General features: G+C 63.7%; 19 protein-coding genes and 3 pseudogenes. 10 read left to right on the plus strand and 12 right to left on the minus strand.

Features of this window, described 5'->3' with window-relative positions; translation table 11 throughout:
• Window positions 1-54: 54 nt before the first annotated feature.
• Window positions 55-990: a ribosome small subunit-dependent GTPase A gene (gene rsgA, locus IPK20_24145; GenBank protein ID MBK8019467.1), complete on the plus strand. Its 936-nt coding sequence runs from the start codon at window positions 55-57 to the stop codon at window positions 988-990.
• 136 nt (window positions 991-1,126) lie between these two features.
• Here rsgA and IPK20_24150 read toward each other — a convergent pair whose 3' ends face one another.
• Window positions 1,127-2,098 (minus strand): CobD/CbiB family protein, encoded by a 972-nt coding sequence (locus IPK20_24150; protein ID MBK8019468.1) that lies wholly within the window; start codon window positions 2,096-2,098, stop codon window positions 1,127-1,129.
• Window positions 2,099-2,221: 123 nt separating this feature from the next.
• Complete coding sequence (locus IPK20_24155; protein ID MBK8019469.1) at window positions 2,222-2,911, minus strand: RraA family protein; 690 nt, start codon at window positions 2,909-2,911, stop codon at window positions 2,222-2,224.
• Window positions 2,912-3,397: 486 nt separating this feature from the next.
• Between IPK20_24155 and IPK20_24160 the strand changes: the two genes are divergently transcribed.
• Window positions 3,398-6,670 (plus strand): EAL domain-containing protein, encoded by a 3,273-nt coding sequence (locus IPK20_24160; protein MBK8019470.1) that lies wholly within the window; start codon window positions 3,398-3,400, stop codon window positions 6,668-6,670.
• On the opposite strand, the gene IPK20_24165 is transcribed toward IPK20_24160, so the two are convergent.
• Complete coding sequence (locus IPK20_24165; protein MBK8019471.1) at window positions 6,645-8,141, minus strand: PLP-dependent aminotransferase family protein; 1,497 nt, start codon at window positions 8,139-8,141, stop codon at window positions 6,645-6,647. The two genes, IPK20_24160 and IPK20_24165, sit on opposite strands and share 26 nt — an antisense overlap.
• A gap of 186 nt (window positions 8,142-8,327) precedes the next feature.
• On the opposite strand from IPK20_24165, the gene IPK20_24170 reads away from it, so the two are divergent.
• Window positions 8,328-8,873: a DUF2917 domain-containing protein gene (locus IPK20_24170; GenBank protein ID MBK8019472.1), complete on the plus strand. Its 546-nt coding sequence runs from the start codon at window positions 8,328-8,330 to the stop codon at window positions 8,871-8,873.
• On the opposite strand, the gene IPK20_24175 is transcribed toward IPK20_24170, so the two are convergent.
• Together IPK20_24175 and IPK20_24180 are read right to left on the minus strand one after the other, a co-directional pair.
• The gene (locus IPK20_24175) at window positions 8,845-9,108 is read right to left on the minus strand and encodes a hypothetical protein (GenBank protein MBK8019473.1); all 264 of its coding nucleotides are present in this window, start codon (window positions 9,106-9,108) and stop codon (window positions 8,845-8,847) included. The genes IPK20_24170 and IPK20_24175 overlap by 29 nt on opposite strands.
• 50 nt (window positions 9,109-9,158) lie before the next feature.
• Entirely contained in the window at window positions 9,159-9,557 is a 399-nt protein-coding gene (locus tag IPK20_24180; GenBank protein ID MBK8019474.1) for a hypothetical protein, read from the minus strand.
• A 306-nt stretch (window positions 9,558-9,863) separates the two neighbouring features.
• On the opposite strand from IPK20_24180, the gene IPK20_24185 reads away from it, so the two are divergent.
• Window positions 9,864-10,505 (plus strand): TetR/AcrR family transcriptional regulator, encoded by a 642-nt coding sequence (locus tag IPK20_24185; protein ID MBK8019475.1) that lies wholly within the window; start codon window positions 9,864-9,866, stop codon window positions 10,503-10,505.
• Between the two features lie 47 nt (window positions 10,506-10,552).
• Here the strand turns inward: IPK20_24185 and IPK20_24190 are convergent, their stop codons facing one another.
• The 4 genes and pseudogenes from IPK20_24190 to IPK20_24205 all read right to left on the minus strand — a co-directional run bounded on the left by IPK20_24190 (window position 10,553) and on the right by IPK20_24205 (window position 14,913).
• On the minus strand, window positions 10,553-11,851 hold the full coding sequence (locus IPK20_24190; GenBank protein MBK8019476.1) for a right-handed parallel beta-helix repeat-containing protein: 1,299 nt from the start codon (window positions 11,849-11,851) through the stop codon (window positions 10,553-10,555).
• Window positions 11,852-12,036: 185 nt separating this feature from the next.
• A pseudogene (locus IPK20_24195) lies at window positions 12,037-13,712 on the minus strand (ubiquinone biosynthesis protein UbiB).
• 69 nt (window positions 13,713-13,781) lie between these two features.
• Entirely contained in the window at window positions 13,782-14,186 is a 405-nt protein-coding gene (locus IPK20_24200) for a translational machinery protein (protein MBK8019477.1), read from the minus strand.
• 85 nt (window positions 14,187-14,271) lie between these two features.
• Complete coding sequence (locus IPK20_24205) at window positions 14,272-14,913, minus strand: hypothetical protein (GenBank protein ID MBK8019478.1); 642 nt, start codon at window positions 14,911-14,913, stop codon at window positions 14,272-14,274.
• 284 nt (window positions 14,914-15,197) lie between these two features.
• On the opposite strand from IPK20_24205, the gene IPK20_24210 reads away from it, so the two are divergent.
• Window positions 15,198-15,908, plus strand: coding sequence for a hypothetical protein (locus IPK20_24210; GenBank protein ID MBK8019479.1), 711 nt, complete (start codon window positions 15,198-15,200; stop codon window positions 15,906-15,908).
• A gap of 128 nt (window positions 15,909-16,036) precedes the next feature.
• On the opposite strand, the pseudogene IPK20_24215 reads toward IPK20_24210, so the two are convergent.
• Window positions 16,037-16,807, minus strand: a pseudogene (locus IPK20_24215) (SDR family oxidoreductase).
• A gap of 153 nt (window positions 16,808-16,960) precedes the next feature.
• Between IPK20_24215 and IPK20_24220 the strand changes: the two are divergent.
• The 3 genes from IPK20_24220 to IPK20_24230 all read left to right on the plus strand — a co-directional run bounded on the left by IPK20_24220 (window position 16,961) and on the right by IPK20_24230 (window position 19,754).
• Complete coding sequence (locus IPK20_24220) at window positions 16,961-17,530, plus strand: DUF924 domain-containing protein (protein MBK8019480.1); 570 nt, start codon at window positions 16,961-16,963, stop codon at window positions 17,528-17,530.
• 74 nt (window positions 17,531-17,604) lie between these two features.
• Window positions 17,605-18,585 carry an aldo/keto reductase gene (locus IPK20_24225; protein MBK8019481.1) on the plus strand — a complete coding sequence of 327 codons (981 nt, stop codon included), beginning with the start codon at window positions 17,605-17,607 and terminating at the stop codon, window positions 18,583-18,585.
• A gap of 371 nt (window positions 18,586-18,956) precedes the next feature.
• Window positions 18,957-19,754 (plus strand): SDR family oxidoreductase, encoded by a 798-nt coding sequence (locus tag IPK20_24230; GenBank protein MBK8019482.1) that lies wholly within the window; start codon window positions 18,957-18,959, stop codon window positions 19,752-19,754.
• 145 nt (window positions 19,755-19,899) lie between these two features.
• On the opposite strand, the pseudogene IPK20_24235 reads toward IPK20_24230, so the two are convergent.
• Together IPK20_24235 and IPK20_24240 are read right to left on the minus strand one after the other, a co-directional pair.
• Window positions 19,900-20,764, minus strand: a pseudogene (locus IPK20_24235) (mandelate racemase).
• 19 nt (window positions 20,765-20,783) lie between these two features.
• The gene (locus tag IPK20_24240; protein MBK8019483.1) at window positions 20,784-21,068 is read right to left on the minus strand and encodes a hypothetical protein; all 285 of its coding nucleotides are present in this window, start codon (window positions 21,066-21,068) and stop codon (window positions 20,784-20,786) included.
• Between the two features lie 153 nt (window positions 21,069-21,221).
• Here IPK20_24240 and IPK20_24245 point away from each other — a divergent pair, with 153 nt between their 5' ends.
• Window positions 21,222-23,423: a hypothetical protein gene (locus IPK20_24245; GenBank protein ID MBK8019484.1), complete on the plus strand. Its 2,202-nt coding sequence runs from the start codon at window positions 21,222-21,224 to the stop codon at window positions 23,421-23,423.
• Window positions 23,408-23,917: a PAS domain-containing protein gene (locus IPK20_24250; protein MBK8019485.1), complete on the plus strand. Its 510-nt coding sequence runs from the start codon at window positions 23,408-23,410 to the stop codon at window positions 23,915-23,917. Before IPK20_24245 ends, IPK20_24250 begins: the two co-directional genes overlap by 16 nt.
• Window positions 23,918-23,931 lie beyond the last annotated feature (14 nt).

The following is a 23,931-nucleotide window of genomic DNA, read 5'->3' on the forward strand; positions in this document are numbered from 1 at the left end:
CCATGAGGACACACGGTTGAACGGTTCGAGCGGCGCCCGTTCCCGCGGGAACCGATGAGTCGCGGCCCCGGGCGAAAGGGCTCGCGCGCAGGCTCGGATGGGTACCTGTCCGGGACCATCACGGCCGTGCACGGCCGCAGCTACAGGGTGGAGATGGATGCCCCCTTGGCACAGCTCACGTGTTTTCCGCGGGGCAAGCGAAGCGAACTGGCCTGCGGCGATCGCGTTCGGATCGAGCCCGTGTCCGCGGACCAGGGCGTCATCGAATCCGTCGAACCGCGTTCGTCGCTGTTCTACCGCGCCGATGCCTTTCGCGAGAAACTCATCGCCGCCAACGTGACGCAGGTGATGGTGGTGCTGGCCTCCGAGCCGACCTACTACGAAGAACTCCTCAATCGCTGCCTGGTCGCCGCCGAACACGCGCGAGTACGCGCCGTGGTCGTACTCAACAAGGCGGAACTGCCCTCTGCACCGGCCGCGATCGACCGGCTGGAGCTGTACCGGCGCCTCGACTACCCCGTGGTGCCGCTGAGCGCACGGTCAAGCACCGACGCGCTGCAACCCTTCCTGCAGGATCACACGACTGTTCTTGTCGGGCAGTCCGGCATGGGCAAGTCCACCATCGTGAACGGTCTGTTTCCCGCTGCTCGCGCTGCCACCGGCGACATTTCCAAGGCTCTCGATTCCGGCCGTCACACGACCACCCATGCCACCTTGTACCGGCTCCCATCCAACGGGGCAATCATCGATTCGCCCGGCCTGCAAGCGTTCGGCTTGAGACATGTGGGAATCGAGACTCTGGACGCAACGTTTCCGGAATTCCGGCCGTACATCGGACAGTGCCGGTTCGCAAACTGCCGGCATCTTGCGGAGCCAGGTTGTGCCATCGTCGCTGCGCGTCTCGACGAAACGATCGACGTTCGGCGCTTGGATGCCTATCGGTCGATCGCAAAGGAGATACTGCAGATGATCGCCAACGCCGAGCCCTGACCGGGCAGGACAGGCTCATCCGGAACGGGATCCCGAGCGCAAGGCGGGATTCGGACAGACTGCTGAGTGCTTGCGGCGAACGGCAGAGTCGTCCAGGCCTCACGGCAACCCTCGCGGGGACGTCGGGCATTCCATTTCAACTTACCCAGCTGGCGACCGTCATGAGCGCGATCACCAGGACCCACAGCACCAGGGTTCTCCAGATGAGTCCGACCGCGCTGTTCAGATGTTCGAGATCGGCCTCGTCACCCAGTCCCAGTTCAGGTCTGAAGACGAGTACGCCGTCACGATGGAGCGACTCGCCCAGCCGTACTCCCAGGGCGCCGGCCCCGCTCGAGAGAACCACGCCCATTTCCCGGTCCAGCCACTGCGCGGCCTGGGAGCGCCAGCAGTACACCGCATCCTCGAAATCGCCCACGATGGCGAAAGACAGCGCGGTGATTCGCACGGGCACCCAGTCCAGCACGGCGAACACATCCCGGGCCATGCCTCCGAAGACCCGGAAATCCTCCTCGTGGCGCTGCCCCCATCTGACCGCGACAATGCTCGAAAGCCGGTAGAGAACCGCGCCGCCGGGACCGCACAGCAACGCACCAAGGAACCCCGGGAGGATCGTTCCCAGCACGGCGGGAAGAAAGACGTACCACGCAATCACACCGAAAACGTGCCGGTGCGCACTCGCGAGACCGAACTCGATGGCGATCTTGGTCATGTCCTGAGGCGTGTACTCGCTGGTATCTTCCCCCTTCCATTCGCGCAGCAGCCGGCGCGCATCATCGTGCCGGCCTTCGCGCAGCGCCTCCTGAACGGCCGTGAAGCCGCCGCTGAACTGCCGCAGCCCCATGGTCACGTACAGCACTCCGACGCTCCAAGCCAGCCCGAGGACGATGCTCAGGTTGTTCAGCATCACAAAGACGACATCCGCCAGGATGACCCAGGGCAGGACGGCCAGGACCCAACCGAACAGACCATGACGCCGTCTGCCCGCGTTGAAATTCCTCGCGATCAGATCCGCGTATCGATCGAACGCCCCAAACGGAAAGCCCCGGGGATCGACGGGACGCAGTTGCTCCAGCAAGAGGGAAAAGATGAGCGAAAGGAGTGACATCGGTACGGTCAGACTAAGCCAGCCCGGTCGCGCGTGGCCGCGATCCCGGACTGCATGGAAATTCGTCGGCGCACAGGCGGTGCCGCGCAGCGTCTCTCACGAGCATGATCGTTGGGGCCGGCGTCAGTCCACGTAACGGACAGCTGAGCGGGCCTGCAAGGCGGCCTCGTTCCAGAATCCGAGTTTTTCGCCCGCCTTGACCTTGGCCAACGCCTGCGCCTCCTTCTCGCGAACGAGATCCAGCCGTTCCGCCACGGCTTGCGCCTGTTCCAGCGGGACCGCCACGACACCATCCTGATCACCCACGAGGATGTCTCCCGGTCCGATCTGGACACCGCCGCACGTCACGCCCATGTTCACCTCGCCCGGACCGTTCTTGAAACCGCTGTTGGGGCACCAGCCCCGCGCGAACACGGGCAAGTCCGCGTCGAGCAACCCGGGCAGGTCGCGCACCAGTCCATCGACGATCACGGCAACGGCGCCGAGGCGCCGGGCCCACATCGCCCAGAGATCGCCGATGATCGCGGCATGGTCATCCCCGCCTGCGGAGATGACGATCACGTCGCCGGGCTCGATGAAGTCGAGCGAGGCCATCGCGGCCAGGTTGTCCATGGGACCACACAGTGCGGTGACGGCGGTGCCGCAGAATTTCATCGCCGGGCGCAGAGGCTTGATGCCGTGGTGCAGGCTGCCTCGCCCGTTGAAGGCATCCGTCACGAATCCCGTCGGGGTGTCGCGGAAGCGTTGAAGAAGCTCCGGTGCAGGGCGTGCAATCCTGCGCCGGATCGTTAGGGCAATAGGGTCGCCGATCATCGCTCGCTCACCTGTTCGTTCGAAGGAAAACCAACCGCCACCACGGCAGGGGGCCGCCACGCGAAACGAGAACAGCGTGGCAAGCGCACCTCACCGACCGGAGTCCCGAGAGGACAGTGAGCGTACGCGGTGCTGCCGCAGCGGGCGCCCGGGTCGATCGCGTCGAAGTGACGCCAGGCCACGCGGACCGGGCCGCCTCGACTCGGCCATCGTGTCGTGGAGGAACCCGCGCCGGCACCTCTTGCGCGCGATACTTTGCTCGCCCCTTGGTTCGCAGGGAGCATGACATAGCCTTCGGCGACACGGAATACCCGCGGGCGGAATGCGTGCCCCTCGCTTTGCCGTGCAGACGCCCCGACCGGATCGATTCACCCCGTCCCTCGCACCAACGCATGTCCGGAAGCCGTTTCGGCAACCGCATGGCGTCTGTCGCAGATCTGCGACGGGGGCTATACTCCGTGCAAAAGGACCGGATCTCTCACAGCCATGTCTTCTCTCCCGCCGGGAGATCCCGCAGCAGAGCGGCCCGGCGCCGATCTCTCGAATCCGTCGGCAGACGCTCCGCGCCCACGCCGATCCTTCCCCGACAGCGGGCCCCTTCTCCAGTACAAGATCGAACTGCTGTACGCCAACGCTGCGGCGGGACTGGCGATCAACATGGCAGTCAGCACCCTTCTCGCACTGGCTCTCTGGCCGGGTGCCAGTGCCTGGCTCGTGAGCGCATGGCTGCTGGCGTTCTACGTGGTCACGGGCCTGCGCGCCTGGGATCGTCTGCTGTACAGCCGTCAGACCGACGCCCGCACCTCCCTGGAATGGAAGCGGCGTTTCCGGCTGGGCGCCACTGCCACTGGCATGTGCTGGGGAGCGAGTTGGATGCTGTTGCCCGCAGACGTCGCACCGACTTCGGAACTGTTCGTTGCCATCGTCCTGGCGGGGATGATCGCCGCAGCCATATCGCACCTCGCGGTCGTCTACTCGGTCTTTCGGAACTACGCCGTCCTCGCCCTGTTGCCGGCCATTGCCTATTTTCTTGCACGCGGTCACGCGCAGGCCACCTTCATCGGACTCATGTCCGTCGTCTATCTGTTCGGAGTCCTGAACAGCGCCAGCCGTTTTCACCGGATGGCCCATCGCACGTTCGAGGTCCGGTCGCACAATGCAGGTCTGGTGGACTCCCTCCGTGCCACGAACGCCCGGCTGCAGACGCTCACGGACGAACTGGAACAGCGCGTGAAGGAACGCACGCGCGACCTCGAAGTGGAACTGGCCGAACGCCAGAGGGCCGAAGCTGCGTTGAAGGGCAACGAGGCGATGTTCAGACTCATCACGGACAACGTCTCGGACATGATTGCGGTCTGGGACAGGCACGGCGAACAGCTCTACGGCAGCAGATCGCTGACGCGGGCGATGGACAAGGGACAACCGGCAGACTCGACTCCAGGCCTGGCCCACGTTCACGCCAGCGATCTCTCGCGTCTGCGTGAAGCGCTGCGAGATACGCTGCATACCTCCACGGGCCGCCGGCTGGAGCTACGCCTGAAGCAGGAAGATCACGATCCGCGGATCATCGATTGTTCGGTGGAACCGGTTCGCGATCCCAGTGGAGAACCGGACAAGGTCGTGATCGTCGCCCGGGATGTCACCCAGCGAAGACGGGAGGAAGCGTTGATCCGCGACGCCAAGGAGCGCCTGGCGCTCGCCATCCGGGCCACGGGACAGAACCTTTTCGACGTGGACTGCCGCCGCAAGCGCATCTACCTCGATGCGGGGTGGGCGGGGATCATGGGGCGGTCCCCGGCCGAGTCCGAGACGACCTTCGACGATCTGCTCCCCCTGGTGCCACCGGAAGAGCGCGTGCCCATGGGCGACCACTACATTGCCACCTTGAAGGGAGAGATCCCTGAATACTGCTTCGAGCACCGTGTACGGGCGGACAGTGGCGAGTACCGCTGGATTCTCTCGCGGGCAAAGGTGGTGGAGCGGTCGGAGGACGGCACTGCCCTTCGGCTCATCGGCACCAATGTGGACGTCACGGAGCGGCGCCGCGCGGAGAGCGCGCTTCGTCTCGCACGCAGCGCGATGGACAGCATGGCCGAAGGGCTGGTCATCCTGGACTCCGCGTGGCGCATTCAGTCCGTGAACCCGGCGTTCACGCGCATCACCGGTTTTGCAGGGCATGAGGTCGTCGGAAAGGTGAGCGATCTCTGGCGCCGCCACGTGCGCAACGACGAACTGGCAAGCACCATCGTGGCGGAGATCTGCCGCAGCGGTCACTGGGATGGACGCGTGCTGGACCGGCGCAGAGACCGGTCCACCTACCCCGCGCGGCTCAGTGTGTCCGCCATCCGGGATGACACCGGGCGGCCCACTCACTTCGTCATCCTGTTCAGCGACGTGACGCGCCAGGAGGAGGACGACGAGCGCGTCAGGTTCCTCGCTCACCACGATGCGCTCACCGGCATCGCCAACCGGTCCCTGTTCTTCGACCGTTCGGAGGATCTCATCCGGCGGGCTCAGCGGCATGGACGCAAACTCGCGGTTCTCTTCGTGGACCTCGACCAGTTCAAGGCCGTCAACGACCTGCTGGGTCATCACGCGGGAGATGAACTGCTGAGGGAAGCAGCCAAACGCCTGCAGGCGGGCCTGCGTGATCTCGACATGGTCGCCCGTCTGGGTGGCGACGAATTTGCCGTCCTGCTGGAGGAGATCGACGAGCCGTCGGATGCGGCGACCGTGGCGACCAAGCTTCTGGCCACCCTTGCCGAGCCCGTGCATATCCGCGGTCACTCGCTGAAGATCACCGCCAGCATCGGCATCAGCTGTTTCCCGGACGATGCGGGCAGTGCGGAGGTGCTGGTGCAGCAAGCGGATGCGGCGATGTACTCGGCGAAGGAGGAAGGCCGGAATCGATTCCGGTTCTTCGCGCCGGACATCACCGCGCGCGTCATGCTGCGGCTTGCGATGGCGAACGGCCTGCGCAGCGCCGTCGAGCGCGACGAACTGGAGCTCTACTATCAGCCGGCCGTCGATGCCCGCGGAGGGCAGATCGTCGGATTGGAAGCGCTGTTGCGCTGGCGGCACCCTCAGCGCGGGATGCTGCTTCCCGGCGAATTCATCGAGGTCGCCGAGGAAACCGGCGCCATCGACAGCATCGGCCGGTGGGTGCTTTCGGAAGCCTGCAGGCAACTTTCCGTGTGGCAGAGCGAAGGCCACGTGCATCTCACCATGAAGGTCAATCTTTCAGCGCTGCAGTTTCGCCAGCCGACCCTTCTGCAGCAGATTCGCGAAATCCTAGATCGGTCCGATCTCGTTCCAGGCACGCTGGAGTTCGAAATCACCGAGAGCGCAGCCATGGACGATCCCGAACGGTCCGAGAGCGTCCTGCGCGAACTGCGCACGCTCGGGATCCGGATCGCCCTGGACGATTTCGGCACTGGCCACAGTTCCCTCGCTCAACTGAGCCGGTTTCCCATCCAGTGCCTGAAGATCGACAGATCCCTGGTGGCGGGCCTGCCCTACGACCGCAAGAACGTCGTGATCGCATCGACCGTCGCCAACCTGTGCCGCAATCTGGGGCTTGAGATGATCGGCGAAGGCGTGGAATCCCAGGCACAAGCCGCGTTCCTGCTCGCGCAGGGCTGCCAGCAGATGCAGGGTTTCCTGTTCAGCCCCCCTGTGGACGCGACCCGGCTCAGCGCTCTGTTGAACGCCGGCGTTCATCCGGACTGGGCCATCAGCGGCCAGACGCAGATGCACTGATCGACCCGCTCGTCTGCGAGCCTCCATGGCCGGCGGCCATGCCCGCAGCGAGCTTCCCCAGGATTTCTATGGCGCGTTCCACGTTCTCGTCGTGGACATTGCCGCACGAGATCCGGATGTGATGCGCGTATCCCCCGCTCGGGGAGAACATGACCCCCGGTGCGATGCTCACCCCATGCTCCAGGGCTTTCCAGAACAGATCCATGGCCGAGACTGCCCGGGGCAACTCGATCCAGAGGACGAACCCGCCAGAGGGCCGCGTCACCTTGCAGCCGGCGGGGAAGTGCCGCTCTATGGATTCGGTGACTCTGCGCACCTGGGTGGCGAATAAGGAGCGAAGCCGGCGTACGTGCCGCAGAAAGCCGCCGGAAGAAAGCAGCTCGGCCACGGTCGCCTGCGCCACCTCCGCTGTCGTGACGGACGTGGTGAACTTGAGAAGCGCGATTTCTTCCCCGAAGCGTCCCGGGGCCATCCAACCCACCCGCAATCCCGGCGCCAGTATCTTGGTGAAAGAGGAACAGAGGATGACATTGCCTTCACGGTCCCAGCTTTTCATGGGGCGCGGACGCACGTCGCCGAAGTGCAGCTCTCCATAGACATCATCCTCGACGATGGGGATGCCCCGTTCGGCCATCATGGATACTACCTGGCGCTTCGCCAGGTCCGGCATCAGACTACCCAGGGGATTGGAGAAATTCGGTGTCAGCACCATGGCGCGAACGGCGCCAGGCCGTCGCGTCGCGAGTTCCAGTGCTTCGACGGAAACACCTGTCCGCGGATTGGTCGGGAGTTCGAGAACACGCGCGCCGAGGCTCTCGAGAATCTGGAGCACGGAAAAGTACGTGGGCGATTCGATCGCGACGGTCTCGCCCGGCCGCACGAGGGCGCGCAAGGCAAGCGTCAGCGCTTCCATGCATCCATTGGTCACGACGATCTCGTCGGGCTCCAGGAGACACCCATACGCAAACGCGAGTTGCGCGATCGATCGCCTGAGCGGCTCGTATCCGTTGCCCATTCGATAGGAGGTCGCGAGCCCCGGGTCGCGTCTCAGGCGCGTCGCGGCAGCCCGACTGCAAAGGTGTGCCGGCACCATCAGCGAGCCACTGGGGCAGGCCGCTGCCAGCGGAACCACGGACGGGTCGCGCGCCGCTCCCAGAATTTCCATGATGAGCCGGTTGACGCCCACTGCAGAGGACCTCGTGGCCGGGCGCTTCGAGGCCCCCGGCTCGGGCAGGACGGCACGCCTTGGCGAGACGAAATAGCCACGCTTCGGGCGAGCCTCGACCAATCGTCTGTCTTCAAGTTCGCGGTATGCGGCGACGGCCGTGGCAATGCTCACGCTCTCGCGTCGAGCCAGTTGCCGGACGGAGGGAAGTCGGTCGCCCGCGCGGAATGCCCCCGCATCCAGCGAGCGTGCGAGCCGTGCGGCAAGATTCTGATAGAGCATCGGCTGAGACTTGGAGGGTTGCATGTCCGTTCCATGATGGAGGCTGCCGGTGGGGCGATACAGAGACAGATCCGCATTCAGTGAAGCAGCACAGATCCATGTGAACGAGACTGTACTGCCGGAACATCGTAGCGGGTGTGTCTGCCACCCCGCATCGGATCGACGTACCGTGTCCAGGAGCGGTCCAAATGACTGCGCCGAGGAATCGCCATGGGTCGTCATCCGCGAATTCGGATCGAGAAGCTGTCAGACGAACTCGCACTGGATCTTTCCCGGGCAAGGGAATCTCGCGTGCTTGCACAAGGCAGCACCTTCCTTCTCTTGGCGAGACCTGCGGAGGAGATGGTCTGTCTCTCCGGCGTGCTGTGGATCACCTTGACAGGCGATCGGAACGACTACTTCCTGCGCCCTTGCGAGTTCTTGCGCACCTTCAAACGCAGCAGGATTATCGTGGAGCCTCTGGCTGGCAGCTGCGAGTTCGCGATATGCCGGACTGGAAGATCGTCACTCCGGGCTTGGTCCGCAGCTGTTCGTCATGCAGCGGGGCGGTTCGGCACACTGGAAGCGATCACCGCGCGAACCTGGCACTGGCTGTCCAGCCCCGAGGAATACTCCGGGCACGGCAGGAAAGAACCCCGATCCGCCGGGACGAATCCGGCAGACTCGGGGCCAAGGGGAGGAGGAAGCGATGCCGGAGATGTGTTCCCCGGCATTCGAGGCGGGAGCTTCAGGAACGGCCGAAGCGTTGTGCGTTGAGTTCCGCGCGGATGTGTCCGCCCTGCCGCTGTGCGGACCGATTGACCGGCACGTCCCGACCGAACACCTGCACGTGTTGGACGTCCGGCGACGGCAGTCTGGTGACGGCGACCTGGGGCACGCCGTCTCGGCCGAACTGGGCCGGTACGACTTCGGCATTGGGCGCCGCGAATGCGGCAGCCGAAGCAAGCGAGGCGCATGCGAGAACAACGTTGGCAAGATGACGATGATTCATGATTTTCTCCTTGAGTGTTGATGCAGATGTCGATCAGGGATCAGTAGCGTTCAGGCACGCCCGAACCGGTATGCGGTCGGCGCGGCGCCCGAACGGGATTCACGTCGGTTCCCCTCGACTCCCGCCTGGGTGTCCCGTCCGGAGCGGCTGTTCACGCCGACGTCGGCACGTACCGGCGTTGCGGCAGGACCAGCAAAGGCATCCCGGCCGAAGGCCGCGGATGCGCCCGCGGAACGAACGGGACGGTTGAAGGCAACCAGATCTGCCGGGATGTCGTTGCCATTCCAATGACGGCTCTGGAATTCGAGCAGTTCCCGGGAATGAACGCCCCCCAGTTCGCTGGCGTGCGCGACCGACCCTGCGAACGCAGCAACTGCGGCGACGGCCAGCAGCACCGTCCTGCTCTTCCGTGTTTCGATGGCAGAAGCAATGGCCTTGATGTTCTTCATGTCGATATCTCCTTTGGTTCACCCGACAGCTGCAATCGCAGCGATCTTTGAAGACACTGTCCCGGGTACGGCAGCACCCTCATCCAGCGGATCGAGGCATGGCTTCGCCTCGGCCAATTTTCTTGAAAATCTATTTCTCTCAGTAACTTGCCATCAACACCGGAGTCGACTAGACTGTTTTCTCCTAAGTGACTTCAGATCACTGAGTGAACGGCGTTTACTTTAATAAACGCAGTTCACTTCGTCAACACTTTTTTTGGGACTGCCATGGGTACAACCGAAAGACGAGCGCGGGAAAGAGAGGAAATGCGCAATCGCATCCTCGAAGCCGCCCGCGATCTGTTTGCGCAGGAGGGATACGACGCGGTCACGTTGCGGAAGGTGGCCGACTGCATCGAGTACTGCCCAGCGACGATCTACAAGTATTTCAAGGACAAGGACGAGATGGTCCGGGCGCTTTGCGAGGAAGACATCGCCGCCATGATGGCGACGTTTCGTCCGGCGATGCAGCAGTTGACGCCTCTGGAGCGTTTACGGAGCTTCGGGCGGCGATACATCGACATGGGACTGCAGCAGCCCAACCACTACCGGCTGATGTTCATGACCCCGTTGCTTCCCAATGACGATCCGCTGTACGTGGAGAAGCGAAACAACCCCGAGACCGATTCCTACGGACTCTTCCTGAGCGTGGTGCAGCAGTGCATCGATGGGGGCGTCTTCCGGCCGGAACTTCGGGACGCCGAGTGGATTGCCCAGACAATCTGGGCTGGCCTGCACGGGGTTCTCGCTCTGCATATCGCGCTGGGACTCGAAGCCGGCGTGCAATGGCATCCGGTGCAGGAACGCGCCGTCTATATGCACGAACTCCTTCTGTACGGAATGCTGTCGGACCCCTATCGCGGCAGCGCCCCGAGCCCTGTGGAAGCACCCGTGGCGACAGCTGCCTGAGCTATACCCCGCCGCCCGCCACTGGCCCTCGCGGCTGTGCGCAGGCTTCAGCGGCCGGGAGACACACGAGGCACGAAGCGCTCGTCCACGGCCCCCGCCACGCGGCGAACGCGCGGGTCACCGGAATAGTCCAGGTCTCCGTCCGGAAAGACAGGATCCCGCCACTTCAAGCCACGACTATCCCTGACAAGTCTCGCCAGAGGCGTTGCGTCGAGTCCCGGCAAGCTTTCGTCGACATGCCTGAGGTACTCGTTGGCCTCGGCCAGGCTGCCGCGAACGTTTCCGGACGCGGCGATTCCCTCGACCGGCGTTCGCGCGAGGATGAGATTGCCGTCGACACGCTGACGGTACGCCGTATCGGCACCCAAGAGGCGCACCCCGGTGTCCCGGGCGATGATGGTGTTGCCGACGACCTCCACCTCCAGCGGCAGGCGATTGTGCGGTTGAATCGCGACCGCGCTTCCTTGCACGTTGACCAGAATATTGTTGTAGAAGGCAATGTTCCCCTCGCCCTGGAACAGGGATTCAGACGGATTGCCGAGAAAGACGTTGCCGTAGACCACGTGGACATCGGTCGAGCCCGCTCCCTCCTTCGGCTGATGTCCCACGAGAACGCTGGGGCGCGCGGACTTTCCCGATGAACTGTTCGACCCTTTGACGAAGACGTTGAACCGGATGACATTCAAGCGGCGTCCCGCGGATTTCCCGTCCGGATCGGGACGTGAACTCTGGTGCTTGATCTGCAAGTTGTAGCCGATCGAGCCGCGCACCACGTTGTTCTCGACGACGCCGTCGAAGAACGGCGCCGAACCGTCCGAATTGCCCAGGTAGAGAGCTGTCCCCGCGCCCTCGATTTCATTGCCCTGAATCTTCCAGCCCCAGGCCGGACACTTGGTCGATACGGCCACGGTGTTCTGGTCCGCACCGTGTCCACGTATGCGCAAGCCCTGCAGCGTGATGTGATGTGCCCACCGCGCGTGCCCTTCCGCCTTGACGGCATCCACCGCAAGCCCGAGGCCGTCGATGTCCAGTTGCCGGATCTCCACGTACGCCGAGTCGACGATGCTCACGGTGTTGTGGCCTTGCCTGGCAATGAAGCGTGGACGCCGTGAAGCGTCGGACGCCTCGATCCTTATGGGAGCGCCTTCGGTTCCGACCAGGCCATGCACGGGAAGACCGTTCATGTAGTCGCCGGGCGCAAGCCGCAAGGTGTCGCCTGCCATGAGACGGCTCAGAGCGCTCCGGTACTCGGATGGTCCGGTGTCGACCGTCGCTGCGGAGACGGAAAAGGCCGGAGACATCGCGACTGCAAGGAGCAAAGGCGCCAATGCACAAGACCAGTTCATGATTTCTCTCCCGGGACCGTCTGCGAGGGGATAAGTTGAACCTTGACCCGCCGTTCATGGGCGGGACCGATCTGCCGGGCCGCAGCGAAGTATTCCGCCGGTTCCTGCAAGATGGGCGATCATCGATCATCGGCCGTCTGGCCGTGGCACACCTGTCGCTACCGGCGCAGACGCGGCGCTGTACGTCACTCCCGATTCGAGCGCCAGATCGAGATTGCGAGCCAGACGGCGTTGAGGCTGGCCACTACGAATCCGATCAGTCCGAGCACAGGCAGACCGAAAAGCTCTGGCCCACCTTTCACTGTCATGACGATGGATGACCCCACGATCAGCGCCGCTGTCACCACACCCAGCGTGAGCCGGTTGGCGCTGTGGTCGATCTGATGCCCGAAGTGATCGAGGCGCTTGAGATCGAACTCGACGCGCAGGCGGCCCTTTCGGGCATCGCGCACCAGCCTGACAAGATCGGACGGGAGTCCGCCGACGGCAGCGAGCGCATCGGAAAGGCTGTGTCGCAACCGTTTGGTCATGGATCTGGGCTCGTAGCGGGCGAGAATCACCTGCCGGACAAACGGTCGCAGGTACTCGACGAGCCGGAAACCCGGATCCAGCCGGCGCCCGAGTCCCTCCAGAGTGATGAGCGCCTTGAAGAGCAAGGCCAGATCTGCAGGCAGCACGATGCAGTGATCCCGCATGATCGCCGTGACGTCTGAGAGCAGCTGACCGATGTTGATGTCACGCAGTTCGAGATGCTCGTAGTTGAAGACCAGTTCACCGAGATCGAGAGCGAGCCGTGACTCGTCCACGGCCGCCTCGCCAGTCCAGTCGAGCAACACGTGCATCATTCCGCTTTCGTCGCGCCGAGAAAGTGCCGCAAGCAGATCCACGATCTGATCACGACGAAACTCCGACAGCCTGCCCACCATGCCGAAATCCAGCATGCCGATACGGTTGCCAGGGAGGTAGAGCACGTTGCCCGGGTGCGGGTCGGCATGGAAGAAGCCGTCGATCAGGATCATCTTCAGAACTGCCGCGGCACCGCGGTCGGCGAGAACCTTTCGATCCAGGCCCGCGCGTTCGACCAGTTCCAGATCGTTGCCCGGCACGCCTTCGAGAAAATCCTGGACGTTCATCAACTGCGACGTGTGCTGCCAGTGAATCCCCGGGATGACGACGGTGTCGTCACCCGCGAAGTTCTTCGCGAACCTGTCCTGGTTGCGCGCCTCCAGAGCCAGATCCAGTTCTCGCGCGATGGACTTGCCGAACTGGGCGATCATCTCCACGGGCTGGAAGCGCTGGAGTTCCGGCAGCTCGCGTTCGGCGACGCGCGCGAGCGCGGTCAGAATTCGAAGATCCGCCTCGATGATCGGACGGATGCCTGGCCGGCGCACCTTCAGGACGACGGCCTTGCCGTCCTGAAGACGCGCCCGGTAGACCTGCGCGATGGAGGCTGCAGCATAGGGAACCGGCTCGAAATCCCGAAAGACTGCCTCGGGCGGCTGACCGAGGGCCTGCGCGATCTCCGCGACCACGGCATCCCTGGGGGCAGGCTCCACTGCCGACTGGAGCCGTTCGAACTCTGCGATCCACTCCGGGGGAACATGTCCACCCTCGTGCTCATCACCTGTCCGAACTTGACGAACGTGGGCCCCATGGCCTCGAGTGCCATGCGTATGCGGACGGGCAATTCCAGATGACGCAGCGAGTCATCCTGGCCTGCGCTGAGGAGTTCTCCCGCCCTTTCGAGCACTGTGCCGACACCGGCACGCCGAATGACTTCTCCGAAGCCGTGCCGGATCAGTATGGTGACCAGTTCCCGCAGACGGGGAAGATCCTGAAATGCGTGGAGCGATTCCAGCACGGGGCAGGGTCCGGGCGGACGGAAACCGCCCGGTGACTCAGGTCAAATGCGAAAGGCAGTCTGCATGGATCAGTGCAGGTGCCCGCCCTGATCCCGCATCCTGTCCTTGGCGTCGAAGTGCTTCCGCGCGTACGCGACCAACTGACCATCGCTTGGATGATCCACGCTCTCCACGCCCAGAACGCGGTCCACGAGGTCGTGGTGATGCTTGTGCACGTACTTCACCAGTTCGAGCTTTGCCTGGCCCGGTCCGACGACAAGAATCTCCTGGGCCCCTCCGAGCATCTTCACGATCTCGCCGAAATACTGCGCGTCTTCTGCACGATGGCCGGATCCCACAGATCCGCGCTTGTGATGAAGATGGGGATGCTTGTCCGAGGAATGCGCGGTGAACTTCTCGACCTCGTCCTTGGAAAAATGCATGACATGGGCTTCGGTGTGGTCGAGCCAGACGACTGCGTGATAGTGCGACATCGCATTCTCTCTCTGTTATGGATGATGAAGTACCCTGTGGCCGTACCCGGCCTGCGGACGGACCTCCCTGCCGGTTTCGCCGCAATCAGTGTTTGGTCGTCTTGTCCTTGCTGGCGAGGGCGTCCGAGAGGCCGGCGAGGAATCCGCTTGTCGCTTCGGCAAGACGTTCGCTCAACGCCTTGGCGGCGTCGACGCCTGCCTGGGTTGCTTCGCCTGCCGTGCGGGCGAACTGATGGGAGAAGTCCGACATCGTCTTTGCGATGACTGCACCCGTGTCGGTGCCAGCACGCGCGGCGTGCGCAGCGAGTTCCTGCATCTCTTCCTTTATCCGGCCGCCGGTCTTCTCTGCCGAGCCCGCCAAGGTTGCCAGAAGGTCCTTTTCCAGTTTGCGCATCGCTTCGAGCGTCGCTCTCACTTCCGAGTCGTTGAATTCGCGCCCCTTGGAGACCAGCTCGGACAGCGCCAGCTGCGTCGCCTGCGCCGACTTGCTGAATGCCTCGTCCATGCCCCGGTAGGCATCTCCAAGCGCCTGCTTCAGGTCTTCCCCGCGGCGCTCCGCGCCGAGGGTGATGCCGTCGGACACCTGATGCATGACGTCCTTCATGCCGGCAAAGTCGAACTTCCGTTGCCGGATGGCTGCCAGGGTAAGTTCTCTCACCCGCTCGCGGATGTCGCCAGAGCCCTCCATGGACTTGGCTGCTGCGCTCTTGAGATCGTCGGAATCCATTGCCGCACCTCCGTGATCGATGCTCGGGGAAATTATCGGCGACCGGGCGACCCAACCGATTTGACTTGCGTCAACGCGGCCCGTTTCCCTACATCCCGGCACACCGTGTTCGGGCCCTTCGGCAATGATATTGCACACCCGCATGTCTCGTGATGGCATCCTTCCCAGCGCCATCGCCCTGGACAGAGCCGACTCCGCGCAACCGTCCCTGTGGAATTGCTCCCGCCGAGGGTGCAGACTTCGACAGACCGCCATCGAGAAACAGCCCCCAGCGGAGGAACTTCATGCGCGCCAGTATCGATGCCTGTTTCCTTTTCCTTGCGATTGCCGGAATGCCGGTGTACGCAGCCGACCGGCCAGCAGGTCAGTGGCAATGCCAGTCGGGGCTCGGGCCGGCCGTCCTCGAGTTCCGTGACAGCGGAATGCTGATCTACGGCGGCCAGCCGATGCAGTACCGGTTTCAGGGCAATGCGATTCAGGTGCTGCTGGACGGACTGCCCGCGACCTACCCCTACGTTCTTCAGGCAGACAAGCTCGACATTGTGTCTCCGGAAGGGGACCCCATCCACTGCGTCCGCGCGGGCACGGGTTCGGCCCGAGCGCAGACACCCCCTGCTGGAGGAAGCGGACTCAATCACCTCCTGCAGGGACTGATGTGCGCGTGGTCGGGCTCGTCATCGAGCGGATCGAACTACTCCACGACCCGCAAGGTCACCTTCGACGGCCGCGGCCGGTTCGCTACGGGGGCCGAATCGAGTTTCAGCGTGACCAACCGGGACTCGGGCGGAAACGAGACCAGTTCGGCATCCGGATACGGCAGCGGTCCAGGCGAAGGGGGCGCATACGAGGTGACGGCCGCAACGCCCGGCGCCCCCATTCGCATTCGGTGGAATACCGGTGAGGACGACGTCGCATTCGTGCATCACGTTGCGTCTGGTCGGATCATGGAGGTCAGGTACGGCAAGTTGCTGTTCGCGGCCGCACTGTGCGAATGACCATTCCCGGACGGCCGGCCTCGGTCGGGCTGGGAGGAGCTCCTGTTTCCCGCCGTGCGTTCAGCCGAAGCGACTCAGAGCGTGCCCAGGTAGTGCCGGACCGATGCAAGCAAATGGCGCGGCATTGACTAGAACTTCCCCAGATGCTTGCCGCTGTCGATGGCAAGCAACTCTCCGGTGGTGACTCTCGCGCCTTCGATGAGCCACAACACGGCATCTGCGACATCCTCCGCCGACGCCGTCGTGGCCAGAGGAACGCTATCTTCATAAGACTTCTTGAATCGCGCGAAGCCTTCTTGGTCAAATCGGGCGGTGTGCCAGCGAGTCTCGATGAGGCCCGGGCATACCGCATTCACGCGGATCTCCGGTGCCAGCGCCCGGGCAAGCCCGAGGGTCATCGAGTTCAGCGCGCCCTTCGACGCGACGTAGGCGAGGGAAGATCCAAGCCCCAAGGTACCCGCGATGGAGGAAACGTTGACGACGGCGCCAGCGCCCTGCGCCTTCATGACCGGCACACAGGCCCGGATCATCTGGTACGCGCCGATGACGTTCACCGCGTAGATGGACTGGAAATCGTCGGCACTGAGGCCTTCCAGCTTGGCGGCATGCACGAACTTCGTCACGCCGGCGCTGTTCACCAGCGCATCGATGCGTCCCCAGCGCTCGAGCGCGCTCTACGCCAGGCTCCGGCACGCTGCATCGTCCGCCACGCTGCCCTGAACAACGTGCGCCTCGCCACCCGCTTGCCGGCATGCATCGGCAGTCTGGTTCGCCTCGGATTCACTGCGACTGTAGTTGATGAGCACGCGCCACCCCCGACGAGCGAGGGCGAGAGCGCAGGCGGCGCCAGTGCCCGTGCCGCCTCCGGTGACAATGCAAACCTTGTTAGGATCGTTCATGGGACGACGATAACCCTGCCCGTCGCGACGAGCAACGTCCTGGTCGGCCTCGCTGCAGTGCGAGTCCGGCCGCGACGATGCCTGGAGCGCATGTGGGCGGCATGGCTTGCTCAGGACAAGGCCGCCTGATTCGACCACTGTTACGAGGTGCCGATGACCACTCCCGATGACGTGCTGGCGTTCTGGTTCGGTCCGGGGTCTCCGCCCACGGATCCGCGACCGGAATGGTTCCGAAAATCGCCAGAATTCGATGAGGAGATCCGCACACGGTTCGCCGCCCTGCACGAGGCTGCCGTCTCCGGATCTCTGGACGACTGGGCGAACTCACCCCGTTCCCTGGCTGCACTGATCATCGTTCTGGACCAGTTCTCGCGCAATCTGTACCGGGAAACGCCTCGGGCATTTGCCGCAGATGCGGCGGCGCTGTCCCACGCGCACAGGATGATTGCGTCCGGGTGGGACGATGCGCTGTCCCCGCTGGAGCGGGCGTTCGTGTACCTGCCCTTCGAGCATGCCGAATCGCTGCCTGAACAGGATCGTTCAGTCGCCCTGTTCGGGAAACTGGCCAGGTATCCCGAGACGCAAGGCATGCAGGACTGGGCGCTCAAGCACCGGGAAGTCATCGCGCGTTTCGGACGTTTTCCGCACCGCAACGCCGCGCTCGGCCGGGCAACCACGGCCGAAGAGGCCGTCTTTCTCGAAGAACCGGGGTCTCGATTCTGAGGGCGTTACGGCATCGACAACGGGGGCGAGCCGACGGTACCCTTTCGGTTTGACCCGCCGCACCGGAGGCTTTCTTGGAATTCACGCGACTCGGCAACACCGGCCTCAAGATCTCCCGCATCTGTCTGGGCTGCATGAGCTACGGCGCACCTGAGCGCGGCCGCCATCCCTGGACCCTGGACGAAGAAACGAGCAGGCCGTTCGTCCGCAAGGCGCTCGATCTGGGCATCAATTTCTTCGACACCGCCAATTCATACTCTGAAGGCACCAGCGAGGAGATCGTCGGACGAGCGCTGCGCGATTTCGCCGATCGCGACGAGATCGTCGTGGCAACCAAGGTGTTCTTTCCGACGGCCAAAGGACACAACACGGCGGGACTGTCGCGCAAGTCCATCCTCGCGAACATCGACGCGAGCCTCCAACGGCTGGGCATGGATTACGTGGATCTGTACCAGATCCATCGGTGGGACTACAGGACGCCCATCGAGGAGACCATGGAGGCCCTGCACGACGTCGTGAAGTCGGGCAAGGCGCGTTACATCGGCGCCTCGTCCATGTTCGCCTGGCAGTTCTCGAAGGCCCAGCATGTGGCAGAAACTCATGGATGGACCCGTTTCGTCACCATGCAGAACCATTACAACCTGCTCAACCGCGAGGAAGAGCGGGAGATGCTTCCTCTGTGCGCTGACCAACGCATTGGCGTGATCCCATGGAGCCCTCTCGCGCGCGGCCGTCTCACACGCGATTGGAGCGAAGTGACCGAAAGGGAACGTACCGACGATCTCATGGGCCCGCTCTACGCCGCGACAGTGGAATCGGACCGGAAGATCGTGGGGCAGGTCGCGGCCATTGCGGCGCAGCGCGGCATTCCGCGGGCGCAGGTGGCGCTCGCCTGGCTGCTCTCCAAGCCTGGCGTGTCGGCTCCCATCGTCGGGGCCACCCGGATGGCTCATCTCGATGACGCAGTGGCAGCCTTGACGGTCCGGCTCACGACGGAGGACATCGCCTCGCTCGAAGCTCCCTACGTTCCGCACGCAGTCGTTGGCTTCAGCTGAACGCCAGGGAAGGTCTCATCAATGTACGTGGATCGCGTGGCGGAGGTAGGCGGGCAATCGCAAGGTGGGAGGCAAAGCCGGGACTGGACATCTCGTCGAGCCGCCCCACGCCGCCAGCGCCCGTTTCCGGCACAACGAAGTGGCGGTGAAGGCTCTTGCCACCTTGGCGGCGTGATGGCGAAACCCACACTGGAGGGGACAGTGCTCGCCCGGCGGCTGACGTTGTCGGCTGGACTCCTGTGTGCTCCAGCGCACGGCGGCCCGGATCTTCGCGTCATCCGCCCGCCGAACCTCCGTCGCGACGGCCCACACATTGGACCTTCCCTTGGACAATCCTTCTTTTCCACTCCTTTGACCAAGAGATCCGCTTCATGAGTTCGAATTCCGACGCATCCCTCGCCTTCCCTTTCTCGGCCTTCCGGCTCGCCGGCAAGGTGGCTCTCGTGACAGGCGCAAGTGCCGGCCTTGGCGCCGGCATCGTCGAAGCCTACGCGGCTGCCGGGGCAGAAGTGATCGCTTTGGCCAGGTCGCAGGATTCGCTGGAGGCGCTCGCGGCCCGTATCCAAGGCGCCGGCGGCCGCTGCCGTGCCGCGGTGTGCGATGTCACGGACACCGCCGGGTTGCGCCAGACCATCTCGGGACTGCCGCGTCTCGACATCCTCGTCAACAATGCCGGCACCAATTTCCCCGAACCGATCGATGAGGTGAGCGAGCACCACCTGGACGTGATGCTCGACCTCAACATCCGATCGGTCTACATCGCCGCCCAATGCGCCGTGCGGAAGATGCGCGAGGATCCGGAACGCAAGTCCAAGGGGGGCGTCATCATCAATATGTCGTCCCAGATGGGACACATCGGTTCGCCGAACCGCACGGTCTACTGCATGACCAAGCACGCGCTGGAGGGCTTCACCAAGGCATTGGCCGTGGAACTGGCGCCCGAGGGTATCCGGGTGAACAGCATCGCTCCCACCTTCGTCGACACTCCGCTGGTACGGCGAGTGGTGGATACGCCGGAAAAGCGCGCCTTCATCATGAGCCGGATTCCCATGGCTCGTCTTGCGACAGTCGAGGAGATATCGGCCGCGGCCCTGTACCTCGCTTCGCCGGCGGCGGGAATGGTGACGGGTACCTCCCTGGTCGTCGATGGAGGATGGACTGCGCAGTGAAGACGTCCCAAAGTGGCGTTGGCCACCTGGTCCACAAGGGCGGGGCTGCGTGAAAGGGCGACGCAACAGGCGAATACTGTTCCGATGCCAAGCATGAAAAAGCCGGGCGGCAACGCGCCCCGCGCCGCTCCGCACTGTTCCACGTCTATTGAAAGACGTGCAGAGCGGTCCTGTTGGCTTCGATGAACCCCCAGTCGTATTCCACACCCAGGCCGGGTCCTGAAGGAATGCCGACGCAACCGTCGGGGCCGATGCAGTCGAGTTGATCCGAGTACCCGCAGGCGTAGACGGGCGGAACGGCGTTGGGCATGTCGGGCCCCACCAGTGCGACTTCGTAGTAGTTGCTGTTCCGCATGGCGGACATGCAGTGACGGTGAGCCGGGCCACAGGCGTGGATCTCGCAGTCGACACCGAATCCCTCGGCGATATGGGCGATCTTCATGCAGCCAGTGATCCCCATGTCGTACTCCGGATCCACACGCAGCAGATCCGTCGCCTCGGCGACGAGAAAGTCCGCCTTCGGTTCGACACCACGAACATGCTCCGTCTGGAGGATCGGCGTGTCGAGGAATTCCCGAAGCCGTTTGTGTGCATAGGCTGACACGCCGCCGTCCCGGAACGGATCCTCGTACCAGAAGAAGCCAGCCTCGTCGCAGGCTCGCCCCACATAGAGCGCGTCGGCAAAGGTGCGCAACTCGCAGGCGGGATCCAGCATGAGTTCCATGGAATCGCCCACCCGCTTGCGCACGTGCAGGACGTTCTCGGCTTCTTCGCGCTTGTTGCCCTCGTTCCACCCGTGAATCTTGAATGCGCGGTATCCCAGTTCCCGGCACGCAATCGCGAAATCGCCGAAAGCCTCCTTGGAATTGAGCCCACCCTCTCCCCGGGATGCGTGATAGGTGGACGCATAGGCGGGAAGCCTCTGTCTGTACCCTCCCAGAAGCTCGCTGATCGAAACCCCTTGCGTCCTGCAGGTCCCAGAGCGCGATGTCCAGCGGTCCGTGGCCCATGTGATCGGACTGGCGCGATTCACGCGAGATCGTCGAAGATCCCCTCGCGTTGCTCCGCCTCCCGCCCGATCAGATACGGAGCCAGCATGAGCGTGGAACCGAGGGCCGCGGAGGATCCCACCCAGTGCGTCACGTATTCGCCTCGCAGCCCTCCCTCGGCGAGTATCCGCACGGCGTACTTGGTGAGCCGGGTGCTGCCTCCCTTGCCGTAGTGGAGCGCGCCGACGGCGCCGCCCCCCGCCGGGACGAGATTGGGCACATCGAACTGAAACACGTGCACTTCCACTCTGCTGATGCGGCTCATGCATTCCTCATGCAGTGAAGGTACCGGGCACGACCGGTCGTTGCCGACGCCCCAAGATCGCGCGCCATGTGACAGGATTGACAGTACCGCATAAGCTTGCGGCAATGTTCGAAAAGATCATCGCTGCTCAACCGGTTCGTTGGAGGCACGCAGGTGAAGGACAAGGTCGCGGAGCCAGGGGGCGCCGGGTCAGATAGTGAACTGGGGCAGGCCCGTGACGCAAGACGTCCGGGCTGTCCGATCGTCGCGATCGGTGCGTCGGCCGGTGGGCTGGAAGCCCTGGGGAGCGTCTTCTCACGAATCCCGACCGATCTGGGAGCCTCGTTCGTGGTGGTGCAGCATCTTTCGCCCAACCACCCAAGCATGCTCTCCATTCTGATCCGCCGGATGACCGCGCTCGATGTTCGCGACATCGTGGATGGCGAGCAGCCGCGGCCCAACACCGTTCACGTGGTCCCGCCGAATCGGCACGTCGTCCTCCAGGAGGGACGACTGGTGCTGCAAGTGCCGCAGCAGAACACGCATCCGGTCCCTTCCGTCGATGTCTTTCTCCGGTCCCTGGCGAAAGAATGCCCCACCCGCAGCATCGCCGTGATCCTCTCCGGCACCGGATCCGACGGAGCCGAAGGCGTTCGATCGCTTCATGCGAACGGCGGGCGGATTCTGGCGCAACTGCCCACCAGCGCGAAGTACCCGGGCATGCCCCAGGCGGCGCTCCGGACAGGTTGCACCGAGCGTCTCGTGACGCCGGCCGAAACCGCCGACGCCATCGGGGAGATGCTTCATTCGACAGGCGAAGCGGCCATTCCGGCGCCCATTGCGGGGAACGACCCCCTTCAAGCGCTGTTCACCCGACTCTACGCAAGAACCGAGGTCGCGTTCGCAGACTACAAGCGGGCGACCTTCTTGCGGCGCCTGGAACGGCGCCAGAATGCCTGCGGCGTCGGCTCGCTCGAAGGGTACTTGGAGTTCACCGAGCGTCATCCCGAGGAGCTCGATCTCCTGCGCCAGGATCTCCTCATCTCGGTGACCAGCTTCTTCCGGGACGGCCCCGCCTACGAGATCCTCGGGGCCGAGTTGCACAAGCGCTTCGCCACCCGTCCCGCGGTCCAGAGGTTCAGGGTCTGGGTGCCCGGATGCGCCACCGGAGAGGAGGTGTATTCGCTTGCCATTCTAATGGCCGAAGCGCTGGGCGAAGAATTCGGCCCCCATCGCTGCCAGATTTTCGCGACAGACATCGACGAGAACGCCATGAAGGTCGCTCGGCGCGGCGTCTACGCGGCCAAGTCGCTTCGTAGTCTCGATGCAGCTCGCATCCGCGAGCATTTCCGCAGCGTCACGGACGGCATGGAAATCAGCCAGCGCATCCGGGACGTAGTCGTGTTCTCGCGCCACGACCTCACGAAGGATCCGCCTTTCGGCAGGGTCGATCTGATCAGTTGCCGCAATGTGCTCATCTACTTCAATGCCGCACTCCAGGAACGGGTACTGGACTTATTCCAATATGCCCTCAAGACGGATGGGCTGCTCTTTCTGGGACGATCGGAAGGCGTCAAGAGTCACGACGGCAAGTTCACCGAGGTGGACAAGGCCGCCCGCCTCTACCGACCACACGGGAATCGACGGTCCGTCGGCTGGATCGCGACAGCTCCAAGAGCGACCGAGCCGGCGCGCGAAACGGATCTCCCGCCTTCCCACGCGGAGTTCCTGGCGCTGGCGGCCCAGGCGTATCTGCCGCCGGCCGTCATTCTCAATGATCGCCAGGAAATCGTTCATGTGATAGGGGACGTCAGTCCCTATGTGCGCCTGGGGGAGGGCAAGGCGACACTGAGCCTTCCGGAGCTCATCCATTCGTCCGTGCGATCGGACTTCCAGATACTCGCCCATCGGTTCCAGGCCGGTGGCGAGCCGCTCCTGGGACGCCCGCACAAGATCGGAACCGGGACCGCAAGCCGACGTGTGCGCATCGCCCTCTACCCGATGCGGCTTGGTCCGAGCGCGCTCCTGGTGGTGTTCGAACCCTGTCGTGGAGGGGCACCCGGCTCCGAGGAGGAGTCAGGCCCACTCGACGGCGAACTGGAACAGGAGCTGAGACTCACCCGGGAACATCTGCAGACCGTGATCGAGGAACTGGAGACCTCGAACGAGGAACTGCAGTCCGTCAACGAAGAACTGCAGGCGACCAACGAGGAACTGCAGACAACCAACGAGGAACTCGAAACCTCCAACGAAGAACTTCAGTCGGCCAATGAAGAGCTCATCACCGTCAATGAGGGCTCGAGGCGAAATCAGCCGATCTCCTCACCGCCAATTCGGATCTCGAGCATATCCAGCACAGCATGGGATTCGCTCTGATCGTAGTGGACCACGATCTGCGCATCGTGCGCACCAACGCTGCGGCTGCCGCGATGCTCGACATCGTCGTCCCCTGCTCTCTGGCCGAGATCCGGCGCAGTGCGAACGTGCCCGACCTGGAAGAGCGGCTGGCGGTCGTGATGACGGAACGGCGGGCGCGTCAGCACATGATCCCGATGGGAGACAGATTCCAGCTGCTTCACATGTCTCCCTGGATCGGTCCGTCGAGCGAGCTTCTTGGCGCGGTGCTGACCTTCGTGGACCGGACAGACCTCCGCGTCAGCGAGCATGCGCAGAAAGAAGCGCATGATCAGCTCGACGCCATCATGGAGCACTCGACGGCGCTGGTGTCGGTAACGGACCTCCAGGGCCGGATCCGAGTACGCCAATCCCAGTTTCCTGAAGGCATTCGATATCCCGTCAGCGTCGGCGATCGGCATGACGCAGCAGGAGGTCCTCACTCCCGAAGCCATTCGCTACTTCCGGCAACGTGAGATCGAAGTCGTCC

Source organism: Betaproteobacteria bacterium (assembly GCA_016713305.1).
Lineage (GTDB): Bacteria > Pseudomonadota > Gammaproteobacteria > Burkholderiales.

Excerpts from the sequence above, each read along its gene's own strand:
- rsgA (MBK8019467.1), top strand. The coding sequence starts at position 55 with ATGAGTCGCGGCCCCGGGCGAAAGGGCTCGCGCGCAGGCTCGGATGGG.
- IPK20_24150 (MBK8019468.1), bottom strand. The coding sequence starts at position 2,098 with ATGTCACTCCTTTCGCTCATCTTTTCCCTCTTGCTGGAGCAACTGCGT.
- IPK20_24155 (MBK8019469.1), bottom strand. The coding sequence starts at position 2,911 with ATGATCGGCGACCCTATTGCCCTAACGATCCGGCGCAGGATTGCACGC.
- IPK20_24160 (MBK8019470.1), top strand. The coding sequence starts at position 3,398 with ATGTCTTCTCTCCCGCCGGGAGATCCCGCAGCAGAGCGGCCCGGCGCC.
- IPK20_24165 (MBK8019471.1), bottom strand. The coding sequence starts at position 8,141 with ATGCAACCCTCCAAGTCTCAGCCGATGCTCTATCAGAATCTTGCCGCA.
- IPK20_24170 (MBK8019472.1), top strand. The coding sequence starts at position 8,328 with ATGGGTCGTCATCCGCGAATTCGGATCGAGAAGCTGTCAGACGAACTC.
- IPK20_24175 (MBK8019473.1), bottom strand. The coding sequence starts at position 9,108 with ATGAATCATCGTCATCTTGCCAACGTTGTTCTCGCATGCGCCTCGCTT.
- IPK20_24180 (MBK8019474.1), bottom strand. The coding sequence starts at position 9,557 with ATGAAGAACATCAAGGCCATTGCTTCTGCCATCGAAACACGGAAGAGC.
- IPK20_24185 (MBK8019475.1), top strand. The coding sequence starts at position 9,864 with ATGCGCAATCGCATCCTCGAAGCCGCCCGCGATCTGTTTGCGCAGGAG.
- IPK20_24190 (MBK8019476.1), bottom strand. The coding sequence starts at position 11,851 with ATGAACTGGTCTTGTGCATTGGCGCCTTTGCTCCTTGCAGTCGCGATG.
- IPK20_24200 (MBK8019477.1), bottom strand. The coding sequence starts at position 14,186 with ATGTCGCACTATCACGCAGTCGTCTGGCTCGACCACACCGAAGCCCAT.
- IPK20_24205 (MBK8019478.1), bottom strand. The coding sequence starts at position 14,913 with ATGGATTCCGACGATCTCAAGAGCGCAGCAGCCAAGTCCATGGAGGGC.
- IPK20_24210 (MBK8019479.1), top strand. The coding sequence starts at position 15,198 with ATGCGCGCCAGTATCGATGCCTGTTTCCTTTTCCTTGCGATTGCCGGA.
- IPK20_24220 (MBK8019480.1), top strand. The coding sequence starts at position 16,961 with ATGACCACTCCCGATGACGTGCTGGCGTTCTGGTTCGGTCCGGGGTCT.
- IPK20_24230 (MBK8019482.1), top strand. The coding sequence starts at position 18,957 with ATGAGTTCGAATTCCGACGCATCCCTCGCCTTCCCTTTCTCGGCCTTC.
- IPK20_24240 (MBK8019483.1), bottom strand. The coding sequence starts at position 21,068 with ATGAGCCGCATCAGCAGAGTGGAAGTGCACGTGTTTCAGTTCGATGTG.
- IPK20_24250 (MBK8019485.1), top strand. The coding sequence starts at position 23,408 with ATGGGATTCGCTCTGATCGTAGTGGACCACGATCTGCGCATCGTGCGC.